Source organism: Paenibacillus xanthanilyticus (assembly GCF_042682185.1).
GTDB lineage: Bacteria > Bacillota > Bacilli > Paenibacillales > Paenibacillaceae > Paenibacillus_Z > Paenibacillus_Z xanthanilyticus.
The window spans coordinates 2620908-2640615 of the sequence record NZ_JBHUHA010000001.1; the positions used below are offsets into that span (position 1 = coordinate 2620908).

At 53.4% G+C, this 19708-nt stretch carries 9 protein-coding genes; 4 read left to right on the forward strand and 5 right to left on the reverse strand.

What is annotated here, in order from left to right; translation table 11 throughout:
- The first annotated feature begins 104 nt into the window (after nt 1–104).
- Both ACFSKT_RS11060 and ACFSKT_RS11065 read left to right on the forward strand, forming a co-directional pair.
- Nucleotides 105–428, forward strand: a complete 324-nt coding sequence (locus ACFSKT_RS11060) for an ArsR/SmtB family transcription factor (protein WP_377722792.1) — start codon at nt 105–107, stop codon at nt 426–428.
- 96 nt (nt 429–524) lie between these two features.
- Nucleotides 525–1556 carry an NADP-dependent oxidoreductase gene (locus ACFSKT_RS11065; RefSeq protein ID WP_377722793.1) on the forward strand — a complete coding sequence of 344 codons (1032 nt, stop codon included), beginning with the start codon at nt 525–527 and terminating at the stop codon, nt 1554–1556.
- Nucleotides 1557–1646: 90 nt separating this feature from the next.
- Here ACFSKT_RS11065 and ACFSKT_RS11070 read toward each other — a convergent pair whose 3' ends face one another.
- Nucleotides 1647–3272, reverse strand: a complete 1626-nt coding sequence (locus tag ACFSKT_RS11070; protein ID WP_377722794.1) for an extracellular solute-binding protein — start codon at nt 3270–3272, stop codon at nt 1647–1649.
- Complete coding sequence (locus ACFSKT_RS11075; protein WP_377722795.1) at nt 3269–5650, reverse strand: helix-turn-helix domain-containing protein; 2382 nt, start codon at nt 5648–5650, stop codon at nt 3269–3271. Before ACFSKT_RS11075 ends, ACFSKT_RS11070 begins: the two co-directional genes overlap by 4 nt.
- Nucleotides 5651–6253: 603 nt before the next feature.
- Between ACFSKT_RS11075 and ACFSKT_RS11080 the strand changes: the two genes are divergently transcribed.
- On the forward strand, nt 6254–7600 hold the full coding sequence (locus tag ACFSKT_RS11080) for a jacalin-like lectin (protein ID WP_377722796.1): 1347 nt from the start codon (nt 6254–6256) through the stop codon (nt 7598–7600).
- 122 nt (nt 7601–7722) lie between these two features.
- Nucleotides 7723–10779 (forward strand): S-layer homology domain-containing protein, encoded by a 3057-nt coding sequence (locus ACFSKT_RS11085; RefSeq protein ID WP_377722797.1) that lies wholly within the window; start codon nt 7723–7725, stop codon nt 10777–10779.
- Between the two features lie 153 nt (nt 10780–10932).
- On the opposite strand, the gene ACFSKT_RS11090 is transcribed toward ACFSKT_RS11085, so the two are convergent.
- The 3 genes from ACFSKT_RS11090 to ACFSKT_RS11100 are packed head-to-tail and all read right to left on the reverse strand — an operon-like array spanning nt 10933 to nt 19544.
- On the reverse strand, nt 10933–11448 hold the full coding sequence (locus ACFSKT_RS11090; RefSeq protein WP_377722798.1) for a hypothetical protein: 516 nt from the start codon (nt 11446–11448) through the stop codon (nt 10933–10935).
- A 12-nt stretch (nt 11449–11460) separates the two neighbouring features.
- Nucleotides 11461–17688: a S8 family serine peptidase gene (locus tag ACFSKT_RS11095; RefSeq protein WP_377722799.1), complete on the reverse strand. Its 6228-nt coding sequence runs from the start codon at nt 17686–17688 to the stop codon at nt 11461–11463.
- Nucleotides 17689–17732: 44 nt separating this feature from the next.
- Nucleotides 17733–19544: a DNRLRE domain-containing protein gene (locus ACFSKT_RS11100; protein ID WP_377776314.1), complete on the reverse strand. Its 1812-nt coding sequence runs from the start codon at nt 19542–19544 to the stop codon at nt 17733–17735.
- Between the last annotated feature and the right edge of the window lie 164 nt (nt 19545–19708).

Below are 19708 nucleotides of genomic sequence, written 5' to 3' on the forward strand. Positions count from 1 at the left end.
TCGTCGTTTTAGTCTACGTAAGGGACAAGGCAGCTTGATTTTAGGAAGCTAATCCTTATAATTAGGTTCAAGAGATTAAACCAATGAACGAATAGGTGGAGGCTATGAACCAACATACCGAGTCCGTTATGCAGCAATTTAAAGATTGTATTCCGCTATTGGAAGTGCTGACGGATGAGAACCGTCAAGCTATTATTTTGCTATTGGCACAGAACAAGTCCGGTCTGAATGTGAATACAATAGCGGGCCATATGAATCTGTCTAGACCGGCTGTCTCCCATCATTTGAAGGTGTTGAAGCAGTCTGGCTATATTCAATCGGAGAAGAAAGGCGTAGAGAACTATTACGTCTTGACTGTCCGCAAACCGCTCGAACAACTCAAAACCTTAATTGCCGCCGTGGAATCCGCATGCAATTCGCCACAATGATCCCCTAAGATTTGAGGCTCGTCCCTCGGCGAGCAGTTTATTTTACGTAATTGGTTCGTTTGTTTAAACCAATAATCATAAATGGAGTGATACGAAATGAAGGCCATAACCATCGAGAAATACGGGAAACAGGTTCCGCTTGTGATGTCAGAACAACCCCTGCCCACGGTCGGAGAACATGATGTGCTTGTCGAAATCCATGCAGCCAGCTTAAATCCGATTGACTTCAAGATTAAGGAAGGCAAGATGAAATTTCTGTTGAATTACAAATTCCCGCTCATCTTAGGAAATGATTTTGCCGGTGTTGTCGTTAAAGTTGGGGATCAAGTGAATACATTCAAGCCCGGGGATGAAGTGTACGGGCGCCCCCGCAAAGACCGAATCGGCACATTAGCCGAATTCATCGCCGTGCACGAGGACGATATTTGGCTGAAGCCGCAGAATCTAACCTTCGAAGAGGCGGCTTCGATTCCGCTGATTGGCCTCACCACGTACCAGGCTTTCGTTGATCTTCTAGATCTCCGGAAGGGTCAAAAAATCTTGATTCATGCCGGTTCGGGAGGCGTCGGAACATTCGCCATCCAATTGGCCAAGTTGATGGGCGCTTTTGTCGCCACGACGGCAAGCGATAAGGGCTATGCATTGGTCCAATCGTTGGGGGCCGATCAGATTATTAATTATAAGGAAGAGCATTTCGAAGACATGCTTACCGGATTTGACGCCGTGTTTGATACTTTAGGCGGAGCAGCCTTGGACAAATCCTTCCGCATCCTGAAGCCAGGCGGACAAATCGTCTCCATCTCGGGCATCCCCAACGCCAGATTCGGCAAAGAAGCGAAATTGGGGTGGATGAAAACCTTCATCTTGTCCATGGCGAGCCGTAAGATCACCGCTCAGGAGAAGAAGAGCCGAACACGTTATCACTTCCTGTTTATGAAACCGAGCGGAGAACAATTGAAGATCTTAAAGGGATTTATGGAAGAGGGTCTTATTAAGCCCGTCGTTGATAAGGTATATCCGTTGAACGAGACCGAGCAAGCCTTTCAATACTTGGAAAGCGGACGCGCCAAAGGAAAGGTCGTCATTCAAATCAAGACGAAGGACTCCGCGACGAACTCAACCATCTAACCGATACCTCGTCTGCGAGATATAGGACAACCAAAGAAGCAGCCTTGGCTCTGAAGTTATTCAGAACCAAGGCCGCCAATGGGCGTACAATTAAGGCTTCAATTGTCCGCCATACCACGCATTCGCATCCGCCACCGCCTGCTTGCCGCCCGCCGCCAAGAACGACTGCACGAACGCGTCGAATGCCTCGACCGGCTGGTCGCCGGTAATAAACGCGATGTACGCCTTGTTGCGCAGCTTGATAAGCTCGGGACTGTTCTTGATCAGCGACGGGAAAGACACCTTGAGCGCATTATAAATGCCGTGCCGGTCGAGCCCCAGCGTAGCCGCCCACTGCTCTCTCCTGCTCGTCGGCGCGGCGGGCACCATCATGCCGATGTTGGCACCGATCTGATTCGTATAGTTCGGCTGCTCGTCGTAAGGCGGCAGCACGACGACATCGTCCTTCGATGCGCCTGGCCACGTCCAATGCTTGTCCTTCACCCCGTATTTCATCGTCATGCTCTCTTCCAGATTCGGATTGGCGCTGACGTAATCGAGGATCTCGAGGATGCGGGCAAGCTTGCCCGGTTCCTTCGCCGCATTCGCCCCGATCGCGGTGTAGCTCATGAGCAGATCGTAGGCTTTCGAGCCGCTCTGTCCGGTTGGTCCGGTGACCGGTGGCCCGAAGGCGATGCGCGCGCTGCCGTTCTTCTTCTTCAGCTCGAGCGCGTTGAACGCCGCTTCCACGGGCACTTCTTCGCCCTGCGCATTGATCGTCTTGTAGTCCCCTGCTTGAACCCAGTGATAATAGTTGCCCATCGAGGTCATGCCGATCCGGCCGTTAATGAAGGCGTGCGATAGATGCTTGTACCCGCCTTTGTTCTCGCCGGTGACGAACTCGGGATCGATGACGCCGTCCTTGTACCATTTCTGCAAATACCGAAGGGCGTCCTTCATCTCCGGCTCCAGCGCCCCGATGACGAGCCCGCCGTTCTTCTCTGCGAAATACAGCTGCTCGGTAAACACCATGTGGCCGAACGCGCCGAACACGACGTTCATCCCCTCGCTCGACAGCCCGTACGTATCGTCCTTGCCATTGCCGTCCGGATCGTTCTTGGCAAAGGCGTACATCACCCGCTCGAATTCGGCCAGCGTGGTCGGCACGGAAAGCCCGAGCGCTTGCAGCCAGTCCTCGCGGTAGACGACCGGCACCCGGAACTTGTTCGTCGCATTGACGACCGGGATGCCGTACTGCTTGCCATCCAGCTGACCGTAAGCGAGATAGCCTGGGGCGTTCTGCTGGAGCAGGCGATTCAGATTCGGCGCATAATGCTCCAGCACCCCGTCGGGAATGTCGGCGAGCACCTGCTGCTCCTGGTATTTGAGCAAATCCTGCGGCTGGCGGATGCGGAACAGATCGGGGATTTCCCCCTGTGCGAGTCTCAGATCGAGCAGCGCCTCGTAATTCGCATTCTCGAGGTTCCACACGTCCAGATCGACGTTGAACTTATCCTCCAGATAGCGGATCATCTCCGCGTCCGCCGGCACGTTCTCGTTCATGTGCATCGTCCACGAGATGGTGTATCGCTTTGCTTGCGCGTCGCCACCTGTACCCGTCGCGGTTGTGGCGGGCGCGCCGCTGCCTGTCTCCAATCCGCAGCCATTCAGGACGAGAAGCACCGTCATCATCAAGAGCGCGAAGGGACGATTGCCGTACCGTTGTTTGTTCTTCATAGGCGCATGACCTCTCCCGAAGCCTCGATGGGCTCCTCCTGCTTCAGCAGGGTGCGGACGTAATTTTTCGGCGTGGCGCCGTACGTTTCCTTGAACTTCTTAATGAAATAAGCCGGTGTGCCATAGCCGACGGCGCCCGCGATCTGCTCCACCGTCAGCTGGCTCGTCCGCACCAGCTCGAGCGCGCGCTCCATCCGCTTGCGGGTCACGTAATCCGTATAGCCGACGCCGGTCTCTTCCTTGAACATTTTGCTCAAGTATTTCGGGCTCAAATAGACGTGAGCGGCCACCGCATCCAGCGATAGATCCTCTCCCAAATGCGCGTGAACATAGGCCTTGACCGCTTCCACGCTATCCGTCGCCCGCTCGTCGCTGCGCTTCTCCATCAGCTCGAAGCACGCCGCGATCGATTGCACGAGCCATTCGCGGAAGCGATCGATGTCGTAAATCTCCTGATACTGCTTATACAGGTCGATCTTGAATTGGGCGGACTGCTTGAACCGCACGTTCTTCAGGAAATCCGAGTACAGCGAGATCAGCTTCATGAGCACGAACCTTCCGTATTCCGCCGTATACGACCCTTCCTTCACGTCGCGCAGCAGCTGGTCGGTCGCCGCGGTCACGCCCTCCAAGCTCCGGGCGTGCAGCTTCTCCGTCCACTTCGGCAGGACGGACGGCGGCAGCTCCAGCTGGCTCTGCTCCCGGTTCAGCAGGACGTAATCCTTCACGATTGGCGATTCGGGATAGAAGAAGCCGTATTGGATCAGCGTCTGCGCGGCCGCGAAGCTCCGATGCACGTCGAGGCGTTCCGGCACCCAAAGCCCGTAAGCAATGCGAACCTCAAGACTGAACTCCGCGCTCACCTCGGCAAGCACTAGATCCGCGATGGCGTCCAGCATCGCGTCGCCCGGCCGGTTCGTACCGACGATGACGGCGATTCGGCGATCCGGCAGCTCCTCCGCGATGAGGCAGGCCTCCTCCTGGACGGCCGCTTCGAGCTGATTGATCAGCTTGTAGATGACGTACTGACTCGTCTTGGGGCCGAGCGCCTTGAAGCCTTCGTTAACCGGATCGATGACCAGGCAGCAGTAGCCGGCGAACGCGAGCGGAAGGTCCAACAGCGCCAGCTGCTCGTACAGTTCGTCGGCGCCGTAGCGGTTGTGCAGCATGTTCAGCACGACGTTGTGCTTGATGACCGGCTTGTTCGCCTGCAGCGTCTCCTCAAGGGTGTCCACCTTGCTGCTCAGCTGATGGATGGCCGTATCGATGAGCTTGAATTCGTTATGCTTCCCTTCGGCGGGATCGTCGAACAATCCCTTGATCCGGCCCACCAAACGCTTGATCGGCTGATAGATGACCGCCGTGAAGATCCCGGACAGCACCAGTCCGACCACGATCGCGAGTCCGCAGATGGCGAGCATGATTTGCTGGAGCAGGATCGACTTCTGGTAGAAGCGACGCTCCGGAATGACATTGTACAGGCTCCATCCGTTCGCGGCGAGCTTGTTGCTCGATACGACGTAACCGGTGTTATCGATGTCCATGCTGAAGCTTTGCGCTTTGGCGTCGGAGGTGAGGAGGCTGTCAATATAAGGCGCTTGCGCCGGCCGTTTGCCCAGCAGCGTTTTGTCGGCCGCGGCAATCACGATGCCGCTTGCGTCGATGACGTAGGTGTTCGGATAGTCGGACGGCATCATTTGCCCGATCATCGCGCTCAAGGCGGACTCCTTCATGTCGATGCCGATGAGCAGATCGCTGTCCTTGCCAGGCGCATTGAACGGATAGCTGCGGGCGTACGTCATGAGCGGCAGCATCGCGTTGCTGCCCGATACGCTTGCGTAGATGTCCTTCGGGACCAGCCGCGGCGCCGTCCACAGCGACGTTTGTCGGCTTGTCCGCATGGCGTCGATCCAGTCCATCGCGCGCGGGGACGCCTCTTCCTTCGCGCCCGCCTCGTATTGCAGTCCATAAAGGGAAGAGATCATGACGCCGGACTTCGGATAGAACAAATGAATGGCGTGCACGAGATCCGCATGTTGAATAACCTCGCGTTTGAGCAGGTTCTGAATATCGATGATCGAACTGCGCTCTCCCTCGAACGCATCGCGCGTATGCAGCTCGACCTCGTTTTTTCGCTCCAAGGTCAGATCCAGATAGATTTGATTGATCCGCTCGACCACGTCGGATTCGATTCGCTGCGCCGCTTTGTCCAATACCATCGTATTGTTGGCCCGAATCTGTTCCTCGTAGTTCGCCGGCACGACCAGATAGAGAATGGAACAGAGCAAGAGCACGATCACGACGACAATCGTCACATACGATATGGCCAAATTGGCCAGCACCGGCTTCGGTCTTCTCATCGCCCTTAACGCGTTCATCGCATGTCCCCCTCCTTCCAATTCCCGATTATACAGCAAAGTTCGCGGCTATTTAGCCGATTAACGATAACTTAACATGGCGGTTCCAGGTGTTGGAAAAAAACGCGTTTGTTGATGTAAGCGCATGCAAAATTGGGGGGTGCCCCCTCGCCCCTTCCCCCTCCGCCGAGGGGAACCAAAGGACTGAGCATATGCTTCCGATGTCGTTTTCCAAACGGAAAACGTTTACCTCTGGACTCCCTTCTTCGTGCAACTTCAATTGTTCGCGGTCGGCGGGTAGCTTCGAGCTGGGCACGCTTTTGTCCTCGCGGACAAAGCTTCAGTGGATTTTGAAGTCTAGCCTAAGTCATAAGCCTGTCCACTTTAGGCCATGGGTGGCTTCATCGGACGCTTTTCCTTGACCTGACAACATTATCCTCTACCGTGGAGGCAAACCAATTGGCATGTAGCCAAATGCTGCCTCCCGTCACCTGGAGGCAAACCAATTGGCGTAGATCGTACCGTTTTCGTATGATCCGGAAATCGTTCTATAGAGCCGCCGCGGCTCGGATGATAGGCTGAGGTCGTAGTCCAAATCGGCATGAAGAAGGGTGATGGAAGAGAATGCGAAAAGGTAGAAAAGCGCTGAATCTGATGCTGGCGTGTACGTTAATGGTACCGCTGGGCGTGACGAGTCTCGTCGGATCGGCGAGCGCGGCGGCGGGCAGCTTCGATGTGCTGTCGTACAACATCGGCGGGCTGCCGGATATCCTCTCGAGCAGCGCGGACCCGGAAGCCTACACGCCGCAGATCGGCGCGAAGCTCGGCCCCTACGAATTGGTGAACGTGCAGGAGGATTTCAATTATCACGCGTCGCTGTACGCGAATGACGCCCATCCTTACCGCACCGCGACCTCCGGAGGCGCCGGCATCGGCAGCGGCCTGAACACGTTGTCCAACTACCCGATTAACGATTTGAAGCGAGTCACTTGGAACAAACGGTACGGACTCTTCGACAACGGTTCGGACGAGCTGACTCCGAAGGGCTTCACCTATTCGCAGGTCGAGGTGGCCGACGGCGCGTATATCGACATCTACAATCTTCATGCCGACGCGAACACGGATACGAAGTCGAACGAAGCCAGACGCGACAACCTAACCCAGCTGGCCGCTTACATCGAGGCGAACTCGCAGGGCCACGCCGTCATCGTGTTCGGCGATACGAACTGCCGGTACACGCGAGCAGAGGATAACTTGAAGGCGCTGTTCCTCGACCGGCTTGGGATGAAGGACGCTTGGATCGAGAAGATCCGCGGCGGCAGCTACCCGGCGATGGGGTCGGCTGCACTGCTCGGCACGCCTGGCGCGACCAGCCCGGACAATGAGGTGGTGGACAAAATTTTCTATCGCAGCGGCGCGGGCGTCACGCTGTCGGCGAATACGTACAAGGTCGAAAATACGTATTTCACCGATTCGGCCGGCAATCAGTTGTCTGACCATTTCGCCATTACGACCAACTTCTCCTTCTCGACGAGCGCAAGCGTTGCATACAGCGACTTCGTTGGCGGCGATGGCGGCACGGCGTTTAATTTCCTGGGAAATGCAGCCCTGGTCTCGAGCATGCCGACCTCCGTTACGCTGCGCGGCGCCAGCCGTCTTGACGCCGTATCGATGACGTACGCGAATGGCACGACGCTGACCAAAGGCGGCACAGGTGGCACGGCGGCGACGCTGACGCTGAATAGCGGCGAATATTTCACGAGCGCGCTCGTCTACCACAACACGTACAACGGCAGCGTCCGCGTGTTCTACGTCGAGCTGACGACGAATCAAGGTCGCAAAGTCGCAGCCGGCACGAAGAGCGGTACAGCTACCACGTTCACGGCTCCATCCGGTAAGTCGATCGCGGGCTTCTTCGGACGCGCCGGCGAGAATGTCGACAAATTAGGGGTCATCTACCGCTCCTTGTAAGGGACGACATTTGATCACGAAGCAGAGAAGCAATAAGCAGCTCGGCATCGAATGCGGCGTTCAAGCCACGCATTGAACGTGCCCTTCTACTAAAAAAGACACAGAGAGGAAGTCACATCCACATGACGATCAAACGTAATTTCGCAACTGCAACCGGACTTTTCCTACTAATGAATACGATGCTTGGCAGCTATGCCAGCGCCGAATCCCTCCCCTCCATCGAGGCGGCGCTTGCCGGTCCGGTGCCCGTTGAACTGCCGGCGGCGCCGGCGTGGGGCTATTTTGCCGATACGTACAAAACGAACCAAGCCGGCAACACCACGGTCGAGGGCAATGCCGCAATCGGCCTGCTGTCCGAGTTCTTGAAGCTGTGGACGCCGGGCAGCTCGTGGGATAACGGCACGAAGCTGAACAGCGCCGTGCTCGACGCCAACATCCAGAAGGTCGTCGATATCGCGAAGACGCGCACCCAAGCCGAAGCCGACCGCGCTTATTTCGACGACCGCCGCAAGCAAAGCTACGGGGCGGCCGAAGGGCTCGGCTCCCTCACGGAGGTGTACCGGACGAAAGCCGGCTCCACGACGACGATCAACGACATTCCAGCCGATGCCACGACGAAGAAATACGACGACGGCGGCACCGACGCGGGCGATCCGGCCTCCGAACTTGGCCGCATCGTGACCCTGGTCAAAACGCTGCGCGGCAACTATTCGTCCACGAATCCGGCAAAAAATTTCTACAGCTACATGCGTCCGTTCCGCTGGGCGAATGACACGTCGGTCATCGTACCGACGCTGGTCCCGGCGATGAGCGCGACGCCTGCGACGGACGGCGGTTTCCCGAGCGGTCATACGAACGCTTCGTACTTGAGCGCATACGCCATGGCCTATGCCGTGCCGGAGCGTTTCCAAGAGCTGCTGACGCGCGCATCGGAGATGGGCAACAGCCGCGTCGTCGCCGGCATGCATTCCCCGCTCGACGTCATCGGCGGACGCGTCATGGCGACGGCGCTGTCAGCGGCGATCCTCTCGGACCCGGACAACGCCGCCGTGAAGCAAGCGGCCTATGAAGAAGCGCGCACGAAGCTGTTGACGCAGACGGGTACGGCGGAAGACCGTTTCACGGATTACGCGAAGAACAAAGCGCAATTCACGGAGCGGCTGACGTACGGCTTCGCCCCGATCGGGGACACGACCAAAGCGATGACCGTGCCGAAAGGCGCCGAAGTGCTGCTCGAGACGCGCCTCCCTTATCTGGACGCCAACCAGCGCCGCGAGGTGCTCGCGACGACGGGTCTGCCTTCCGGCTATCCGGTGCTCGACGATCCCGAAGGCTGGGGACGCCTCAATCTGTTCGCGGCGGCGGACGGCTACGGCGCATTTAACGGCGACGTGACCGTGACGATGGATGCAGCGCTTGGCGGCTTCCATGCGCAGGATCACTGGAGGAACAACATCACCGGTACCGGCAAGCTGACCAAAGCCGGATCGGGTACGCTCGAGCTTCAGGGCAACAACACGTACACCGGCGGCACGGTCGTAAGCGGCGGTACGCTCGAAGGCGAATCCGCGACGGCTCTCGGTGCGGGCAATGTTGCCGTTACGGAAGGCACGCTGGTCGAGCAAGTCGCAGGCAAAATGACGATCGGCGGCAATTTCGAGCAAGCCGCGACCGGCACGCTCGAGTTGAACGTCGGCAGCGCCGGCGACGTGCTTGAGGTGAATGGCTCGGTCAAGGCAGACGGCAAGCTGCGTCTTAAATTCGCGTCGAGCTATGTGCCGGCTGAAGGCACGCTCGCGCTCATCACCCATGGCAGCGGTCAACGCACCGGCCAGTTCGCGGCCGTCGAGACGACCGGTTTGCCAAGCGGCTACACCGCGACGGTAAGCTACCAAGCGGACGGCATCAAAGTCGCGATCGACGACGGCGTCTCCGCGCCAGGCCCTAGCACGCCGACGACGCCGGTCGTCACGACGCCAGCAGCGGATTCGGCAATCGCGGGCGACGCGAATGGTCAGACACTGGCGGTGAAAGCGACTGCCGACGCAGCTGGCAAAGCAAGTGTCGACGTTCAAGACGCACAAGTGAACGCATTGTTGGATAAAGTGAATGCCCTGACGGGTTCCGATCTGACGGCGGAGCTGAGAGTCGAGGCTGCTGCAGAGGCAAAATCGGTCGGCCTCACCCTGTCCAAATCGGCAATCGGCAAGCTGGCCGACAGCAAAGCGAAGACGGTGGAAGTAACGACGCCGTTCGGCATCATCGCGCTGGACAAAGCGGTATTGGAAGGATTGGAGAAGACGACAGGAGACAAGATTCGGATCGAGTTGGCTGCAGCGGGAACAGCGACGCTTTCTTCCGAAGCGGCAAGCCTGATCGGCACGCGTCCTGTCGTAAACGTGTCCATCCAGTCGGGGTCGACGAACGTCACAAGCTTTGACGGCAGCAGCGTGGAAATCCGCATTCCGTACCAACCGACGCAAGACGAAGACATGAACGCGATCGTCGTCAGCTTCATCGACGCGAACGGCAAGCCGCAGATTCTCATGAATTCGAGCTACAACGCGGCCGCTGGACAGGTGATTTTCAGGACGAATCATCTCAGTACGTATGCAGTCAGCTATAACCACATGAGCTTCAGCGATACGACGAACCACTGGGCAAGCAGCTACATCACCTACCTGAGCGCACGCGGCATCGCATCCGGCTCCGGCAACGGCACGTTCGCGCCGAACGCGGACATCACGCGCGCCGAATTTGCCAAGATGCTGGCTGGCATTGCGAATGTGGATGTGAGTGGCTATACGTCTTCGACGTTCTCGGACGTTAAATCTGGCGACTGGCATCTGCCGTATGTTGCGTGGGCGGCGGAGAAAAGCATTGTCAAAGGCAACGAGAAGCAGCAGTTCCAGCCGAACGCGCGGATCAGCCGCGAGGAAATGGCCGTCATGCTGAAGCGGTTCGCGGATGCGACGGGCGTGGCCTTGCCGACTTCCGGCGGCGCGGCGAGTTTTGTGGATCAAGCGAAGATTAGCGCATGGGCGGCTGAGGCTGTGAGCGCGTTAAGTCAAGCGGGACTTCTTGCTGGCAAAGGCAATGGGGCGTTTGATCCGCAAGGCGGCGCGACTAGAGCGGAGGCTGCGAAGGTTGTGGCGGTGTTGGTTGAAAGTCAAGGCTAGGTGAAAGAATGCAAAACCACCTCCATAATTCCCTACAAAGGAATTATGGAGGTGCCACAAAAATTAAACTATTCCTCTGAATCCCAGACCTCGGTAAATAAGTAACCTTTCGCCATGCTTCTAATTCGAATGATATTAGATTTGCCTTTCTTACTAATTAAAAAGCGACCACCGCGGCACCAGTTTTCGTTCCCATTCTGTTAAGAATTTCTTATTCTCTCCTTTTCGTATGGGGTGTACATAAGATTTCCAAAAATCTTTGGCATTCCAAGATTCTGAATGCAAGACCATCTCCGGTAATGCATGAATGGCATCCACCATACCATAAGCGAGTTCAAAGTCTCCTTCTTCTAGCTTTAATATGATATCGCTTGTACCGTCCCTAATTACCTTCAGGTAATTATATACTTCCATTTGATTAATTGGTGTATGAAGCATTGTTACATTGTCAAATACAGATTTAACGGATAAGTTTAACGACTCCATAACGATAATATCTTTTTGTAATTGAGTTAGAATTAGCTCAACCTTATCCGGAGGCGAGTGAAGCATATCATCTAAGCTTTGGATTATTCGTCGAAGTATGCGGACACTTTGCGGATTTTTTATATCTGCTCGAATCAAAACCAGTAATCGGTGTAGTACAATGCAGAATTCCGAAATTCCCATATCAACCCTCCATTAATAACCAACCTGGATATCGACTGCCTTCCCTGTTTGCAAAGCGTACTTTAATCGATGGTGTCCATCAAGAACTCTTCCGCTCGAATCTACGATAATAGTCTTATCTCCTCCATATTGAACAGCATTTTTCAATCTTTGTGAATTTAGCGTGCTCAAGTCCTTAGTTGGCGTAAGCGTCCGAGGATCTATCCCCATCTGGACCTTAGGACCATTAGGATTAAATGGCTTTCCAATCGAGGTCAGACTTGACGCCCGCGTCGTTACTCTCTCTGCCACTATAGGGGCAAGATATAAAAGTTCTATCGCGGACAATCCAACAAATACACCTGAAGCAAATATGGTAAGACCATCTTCAAACACGGGGGCATATAACTTTTGTTTGACCAGAATTTCAATATCTCGGTCATTCTGCGTAACCGTCTTATCACCCATGACATACAGATAATAGAGATCATCGATTGTAACATTGACAACATTGTTAATTAACTCTAACCTTGCCCAACTAGCTTCCCCCCCTTGCCCGTCAACCGCGAGATTGAATAGATATAAGAATTGATTCTTATCGAAAGCACCGTAATATTTGACGCTTTGAGACAGTTCCTTAAGTGCCCAATCACGATTGCCCTCACTGGTACCAGCCGTATTCAATAAATAGTTGACCTGATTTTCATCAATTTCTTTATAGTGTCCCGTTGGATCGATGTAAGCTAATGGATTGTTTTCTACGTATGAATAAAGATTCATACTCAGTGGGTTCATTAATTCCCCTTCATACGTATCCTTATTAATAAACCTACCGACCGACGGGTCATACCAACGCGCCCGGAGATACTGTAATTTGCTGCTGTCATCCCAATATTCCCCGGCGTACTGGAACGGATTCTCGACATTCTCTAGCTTGCTGAGAACTTTACCCCACATGTCATAGTCATACTGGTTCAACACTTGCCCGCCGCTGCCGCGAAGTTCCACCGTATCCCCATGCCCGTTGGACAAGTAGTAAGCCATGGAACCATCCGCCGCCTTACGCGCCGCAAGACCAGTGCCCCTGTAATAACTGGCTTTATGGATTTCGACGCCACTTGCGATCTTACCCTCGGCAATTACTTGGTCGCCATCATAATAAAGGGTGGTCGTCACGCCGTTCTCGTTGCGACTAGTCAGCAGGTCATCTCCATTATAGGCATAGGTGACGATGCCTCCGTCCTTTTTCGTGACCTGGACGAGACGGTTCCACTCATCGTATTTATACTCGACAGGCGATATTTCCTGCGCTTGATCCGTTTTGAGACCGACCCGATTCCCCAATGCATCATAGGAGTAAACTTCGTTGAATTGGCTGTCCGTCTGAATTCGGTTCAATGCATCATACTGCGTGGTATAAGTGGTGCCTTTCGTCTGGTTGCTTCTTGTCAAAATATTGCGATTGGCATCATAGGTGTAACCATAACGATTCAATGCGGTACCTGCTGCATTCTTATGCGTAACCGCCTCAAGATTTAGCCCCTTGTACTGCATCGATTGCGTGATCCCATTCTTAAAGACGGAATCCATGAGTCTGCCATTCTTGTCGTACGTATAGGTCACTTCCCGCGCGGTCGCGGACGTGCCGACCGACTCAAGCAGCCTCCGCTGGCTATTGTACGTAAAATACTGTTGCTGACCGAACGGGTCGACCATGGTTTTTCGATCGCCTGAGTTATAGTAGGTATACGTGATCGTTCGTTTGTTCGGATAGGTTACTTTCTCCAACAACCCGGTCTCCTTGGCATACGCATACTCCGTTTTCCCCGTCTTGTCCGTCATCGACAGTCGACGGCCAGCCAAGTCGTACGCGTAACTGATCGTCTCGCTCGGGGAGATCCGATCCTTCAACTGATTCCGTACGTTGTATACATATCTTAAGTCCGTGCCATTCGCCTTGGTCTGCTTCTCCAAATTACCGTTAAGATCGTAAAACAGCTTCTCTACTTTGCCGGAAGCATCAATCTTCGTGATCACGCGGCCCAGCTCGTCATAGCCCATCGACTTAACGGAACCATCCGCGAACTTGATTTGCGTCAACGTGCCTTGCAAGCCGTACGTATAAGCCGTTTTTTCATTTAGCGGATTCGTCAGCTCGACCAAGCGGTTTAATCCGTCGTATTTGTACGTGGTTACCGCATTTTGGCTATCTTTGCTTTGAACGACATTGCCGACCTTGTCGTAAAGCAGGTCTGCCGCAAGCACCTCTTGAGCCGACTGGACCTCATATTGTTTGATCGTGCGGCCAAGCAGATCCGTCTCGACCTTCGTCACGTTCCCTTCGGGATCTGTCGACTTCTGGATGCGATTGACGTCGTCATACTCCACGGTGCTTACGCTCGGACCATAGGCGGTCTGCAGCAGTCTGCCCCACGCATCATACGTATAGTCCGTTAGACGGGAAGATGCGTCCTTCTCGTAGTCGAGCTGTCCGTATTGGTCGTAGAATAGGCTGCCAAGCGGGTTAAATGCGCCGGTGCTCGTCAGATTGCCTTGTTCGACAAGCCAGCCTAAGGCGTTATAACGCTTCTCCATTATAAGTCCGGTTTCATCCTTGACCCGGACCAGGTTCTGGGCATCCAGGTATTCCATGCTCTGCGAACTTAAATCCGGATGAATGACCTTCTTAATCCGGCCTAGCGAATCGTACTGGTATTCCGTCGCATTTCCTTTGCCGTCGATAAACTTGATCGGAAGTCCGGTAGATTTATCGTATTGGTATTGCACGCTTACAGGAACGGCGTTCCCGCTTGCGTCTTTGGCGGTAATCGTTTCTTTGGTCGGGAAGGCATAGTTGTATTCGGAACTATACTCCGTTACCTTGGTTATATTTCGGTTATTATCGCGTTGCGTCACGCTTAGAATATTGCCCGTATTTGGATCAATGCTGTCGACTTTCACGTCACTCAGCACTTTTCCGGTACTGCCTGTCATTTCTTTAACAATCGCCTGCGTTACGGTTCCTTTGTCGTTACGCGTATAGTCCGTGAAACGCGTCTTCTGGCTATCGATCGGCTGCGTGACCGTATCGAGAAGACCTTTGGCGTCGTAAGTCATCGTCGTTGTCGTCTGATAGGGATCGGTCGAAGTCAGGATATTCCCGTAATCATCGTACGTGACGTTCGTTACAACCGGCGTGCTCGACTGTCCATCTTTACTGGTTACGGTCGAGACCGAATGCGGAACGGGCATGCGTTTCGTTTCGTCATACGTTTGCGTTGTCGTTTGCTTAAGTCCTGCTCCCTCTTTAATGATTTGATCCGTATAATACGCATTCGGCGTCTCGTCATTCGTGTAGATTTTCCGGTTATGATAAGTCGTGGCGGTTCGTCCGTCGGAGATTTTGGTTTGGAATGTCTGCGTGAAGCCGGTCTCCAGCTCGGGTTGCGCATCCATATCCCCCGTATAAGTGAAATCCAGACGGTTGTATGTTTTCCCCGCGGCCAAATCATAGCGGGCTTTTGCTTTATAGACCTGCCTGAATGCCATCGCCGTCGTGAATCGAATTACCGGCCCTTCGTATTCATAGGCCGTGATCGCTCCGGTCGGGTACGTGATCGACTTAAGCAGCATATAGGGGTTGTATCCCGCCTCGTACGTAAACGTTACATAAGCATCTTTGACGTCATATTGGTAGGACGTCAGACGATTGCCGACATCCGTCACCGCGGCCAGCCTTTCCGTCGTTTGCGGAATCGGCACTTCTCTTAATTTCTGGTAGGTGTGGATGTCCTTATGGTAGACGACTTTGCGCGTCCCCTGCATCAAGACAACCTCTTTCTCCGAATACGTGATATCGATGGAATTCCCAATGCTGTCCTTCACGGATGTTAATACTTTCCCGTAGGTAGCATGCGTGGAATAATGAAAATCGATGGAGTTTTTGTACGGATCCGCGATTCGAATTAATTGCCCATCGCTGTCGAAGTAGTGGGTAATGCCTTTATTCGATATAAGCGTATCGCTGGAGTAACGTCCGTTCACGATCACGGAGGAGTCATAACCGATACTCAGGTCTTTCCAAGTGTAATCTTTTAGCTGCGTACCATTGATTTCGTAGATGGAGTTGCCGCCGATATTAATGTACTTCTTTCCCTCGACGGTCTTGATGTAAGGGATGTCCCAGGTCCATCCTTTGCCGAGCGGGAACCGTTTCTCCTCTTCCGTTTTGCCCGTGGAGATCGTTCTCATACCAATATAATAGGTGAAAGAAACATTGAATTGAAAAGTATCGGATGCGATTTCCTGATAGAATCGTCTAAAATAACCCGGTTCGCCTTCAACCGGCAACCATTCCGTTTGGAGATAATGCTTACCGTTCGACGCTACTTGCGAGCTAACATAGCTAGTCCATCTAGAGGCATCCATTAAATCACTCATAAAGTCGTAGTGATTCGCGTCATAACCCACGCTTGAATTACCTTTATAATCTAATGTTCGCGTTTCAGGGATTACGTTTCCTTGCGCATCCAACTTCGCCTTCTCGAACCAGTTGGTCGTGATGAACGAAATTGAGCAATTGCATAAAATATCCGGCTCCGTGCGCGTGTCATACAGGGAAGCCAACGAAGTATCGTAGATTCGGGTCAACGCGAACGACAATCCATTACGCCCCGGCAACGTGATATCCGTCGCCCGGGTCGTGAAATTCCCGCTTACCGTGGAGATTTGTTCCGACTCCGTGTTTACCGAGAACGGCGCTTCGTCCGACTTCACATTAATACTCCGAATGGCATTATCTACCGATGGATCCGTGCCGGCCAAGGCCATTACTTCGGAACCCTCAACTTTGGGCTTCCCCCGCGCCTCGGGATGTTGGGTTAGGAAGGTCTCTTCGTCGATCGGTGCGTCCAGTTCATAAGGCGGATACTGCGCAAACAAGCCGGTACCGGAAACATCCGTTGGCGGAATATTCGGTACGACGTCACCTTCCGTGGACTCTTCAATGGCAACGCCGACTTGTTGCAAGGCTCGTACGGCATTCAGCAAGCCGCTGCCGTACTGTTCTTCGCTCCCCAGATTGATTGCGCCGGCCTTCAATATCCCGGTCAGCTGTTCATTGGTAAGCTCTGATTTCGCTTGCTTGACCAACGCCGCGGCTCCAGTAACATAGGATACAGCGTACGATGTGCCGCTGCCCGTCACATAGCTTCCGCCGTTTGCGGACAAGCCTTGGATGTGCTCGCCCGGGGCGACGATGTCCACTTTGCCTCGGTTCGAGAAGTAAGACAGCTGTTTGTGCTCGTCTACCGACCCTACGGACAGGACTGCGTCATATTTGGCCGGATACCCTACGCTAGATGTTCCTTCGTTCCCGGCGGCGCTGACAAGCAGAATGCCATTGTCGTGCGCCAGTTCGACAGCTTCACGCAGCGCTTCCGATTCCGCCGTGCCGGTAAAACTCATGGCGACGATGTCGATGCCGTGTTCGATGCTCCACTCTAGCGCCTCGATTACGCCGCTGTATGTACCAAGGCCGTTCTGATTCAGCACTTTCACCGAATGAAGATTGACCCCGGGCGCCACGCCCACAAGCCCTCGGTCGTCTTGAGCGGCTGCCAGAATTCCGGCTACCATCGTCCCGTGGCCGTTCAGGTCGTCCGGGTCGACTTCTTCTTCTACGAAAGAGACGGCATTTTGAACCGAAACCTCCGTCGACTGCAAATCCACGCCCGTATCCAAAATCGCGACATCCACGCCTGCTCCGCCTAGTTTGAGCGCCAGCGCTTCGGAAGCATGAACTTGTTTTAACTGGGCGGAAATGATATCGCCGGCTTTGGTAATAGGTTGATCCGGCTCAATATACTGGATGTCCTTGTTCTTTTTCAATTCTTTCGCTTCATTCTCGGTCAAGTTCGCCCTGCTGAACTTCAAATGTTTGAATTCCTTCAATCGCTTCTTTTTCTTGTCTTTCATCAGCTTGTCCAGCTGTTTCTTGCCCTCTTGCCCGTCTTTAAACTTGATGATATAGTCAGTCTCTTCGCCTAGTGACAATTCAGACGGCGCTGCTGCCTTCGCTGTGCTCTCGGCCTCCTCAGAAGCGATGGGTTCGTTACCGGCGGATTTCTCAGGCTCCTCCGCGGTTGTCACAGTGTTTTCGTTCGTTACCGGGTTGTCTTGCTCCGCAAAGACCGGCGCGTTATTGAATAGCAAGCTAACACATAAAATAATAGCTAATAGGGATCGCATCCGTTTATTCAACTTTCTTCCTCCTCGAGCATAATTCGGCGATATGTGCCAAGGCACTATTCCATAGCAACCCGGACTAAATTGCCGTTCAGATCATAGTAATATTTGTACACCTTCCCTTTGGACACCACATAATCCACTTGATTATTCGCATCATAGGCGTAATGGGTAATATCGGCTACTTCGATATTCTTGACCGTGACCCAGTCGCTGTAGGACGACCCGTAATAGACGCGTATGGAAAACTGCCACTTGCCGGTTGGCAATATTCCGGTGGTAAACGTGTTTCGATTGATGTCGTAGGCGTACTGTTCGTACTCCGTCGTCTGCCAATTGTTCCGTGTCCCCCGAATATGGACATGTTGAGCTTTTTTGTTCGGATCTTCGGCGAACGCCCACGAGAACCGAAGTTTCGTTGCGGCCTTCTGGCCGTCTGTGTGCGATAGCAATTTGATGGTCGGAATCGAGCTCGGAACCGTGTACTGGACGGAAATCTTTGGCCGTTGATTCGCGATTGTGGTGGAGTTGGAGGCGAACCGCGCATCGATTAAGTAAGCGCCGTATGAACCTGTCGAGAGCAACGCGATTGGCATCGTCGTCCCGTATTTGCTGCGCTGGTTATTTATGAGCGAGGCATACGAGGTGATGTCCCATTCAAACGTCTGATTTTTGGCCGTATTCAGGATGATGGCATCGCTGCCCACAAAATCAGATGTCACTGTCGGGCGGCTCGTCCACGTAAAAGGTGTCCCTCCACGGCTAGGGTAAGTCGACCAAAGCTCGAAAGACTGAGGCCGAACATTAATTGATGCGGATTTGGCGCCCGGGATGCCGGTGTGGACAGTTGCGTCATACAGATACATAGACAACGTACTGCTTATGACGCTGCTGCCAAGGGGTAATTCAGGAAAATAAAAACGCATGAAGGTTTCTTGAACGCTGCCATAGCGGCCGTACGCTGCGCGAAGATCAAAATAACCGTCGGGGTAATTGTTCGGATAGCGAGAATCTACATAAAACGCATCTTTTGCATTAAAGCTGATGGTAGGATCGATGATGACGGGATACGCAAGACCGCTGTCATCCCATGATAGATCCAAGTACGTTCGCTTATTGGCCGTCCGTATGATGAGCGCGACATCCCGCTTCTCGCCTTTCGCATCCTCTAGCCAAGCCGGCCAAATCTGAATGTCATCGGTGAACAAAGAATCAGATAGAGGGCCTTGAACCTCGAAGGAAAACGAATTGGGGGCCTTGTCATTTTTCAAAATGATATTCTCTTTTATTCCATCCGGCATAACGATGAGCTCCAAATCGGTATTGGCCCAGACATTTTCGTAATATGCTTTGTCCCCCGTTATTTTGGCGATTGCCTTTGGGGAAGCGCTTACTGGTTTGAATACAAAGCTGTTCTGGCCGTAGGTAAGCTGGTAACCGTTGGCTATTTTCTTCGGAATGTCCGCATCGTACGGTACCTGTAGCGGAGTATAAGCCGTCGTCGAAACGTCCAATGTTTTATTTTGCTTCTGGCTCTTGATTTGATTTTTCAGTTTGTTGAATTTATTGGCTTTCGATTTGGGCAATGGCACCTGAACTTGATCCAGTTGATAGGTATCGTACAGACGCGTATCGATATCCTCTAGTTTCCCTGTTTCATCTTCATAATGAACTTCATTCAAAAAAACTTCCGCCAGCCTGGATCCGTCGCCCATTTCATAGTGTTTAACGTTTTTCCCTCTTAACTCCGCGATTTCCCGCTTAGCCGCCCTCGAAGCCTCTGCTCCACTAGCTTCCGCTGTTTGCGTGGTTGCCGCATAGCTTATTGGGGAGCCAACTGCCAAGATTACGGCCATCATCGCGACGATCATCGTTACTATACCGTTCCTGTTTTTCTTCATACCTAACTTCCTTTCGACTTATTTCTTTTAGTCCATCCTTCCTACGACAAACCCACCCAAATATCAACCTCATTTCCTATATATTTACACAAAATGTTAGCACACTGTTTTTGGATGTACATGCCATTTTTTTG

Excerpts from the sequence above, each read along its gene's own strand:
- ACFSKT_RS11060 (WP_377722792.1), top strand. The coding sequence starts at position 105 with ATGAACCAACATACCGAGTCCGTTATGCAGCAATTTAAAGATTGTATT.
- ACFSKT_RS11065 (WP_377722793.1), top strand. The coding sequence starts at position 525 with ATGAAGGCCATAACCATCGAGAAATACGGGAAACAGGTTCCGCTTGTG.
- ACFSKT_RS11070 (WP_377722794.1), bottom strand. The coding sequence starts at position 3,272 with ATGAAGAACAAACAACGGTACGGCAATCGTCCCTTCGCGCTCTTGATG.
- ACFSKT_RS11075 (WP_377722795.1), bottom strand. The coding sequence starts at position 5,650 with ATGAACGCGTTAAGGGCGATGAGAAGACCGAAGCCGGTGCTGGCCAAT.
- ACFSKT_RS11080 (WP_377722796.1), top strand. The coding sequence starts at position 6,254 with ATGCGAAAAGGTAGAAAAGCGCTGAATCTGATGCTGGCGTGTACGTTA.
- ACFSKT_RS11085 (WP_377722797.1), top strand. The coding sequence starts at position 7,723 with ATGACGATCAAACGTAATTTCGCAACTGCAACCGGACTTTTCCTACTA.
- ACFSKT_RS11090 (WP_377722798.1), bottom strand. The coding sequence starts at position 11,448 with ATGGGAATTTCGGAATTCTGCATTGTACTACACCGATTACTGGTTTTG.
- ACFSKT_RS11100 (WP_377776314.1), bottom strand. The coding sequence starts at position 19,544 with ATGATCGTCGCGATGATGGCCGTAATCTTGGCAGTTGGCTCCCCAATA.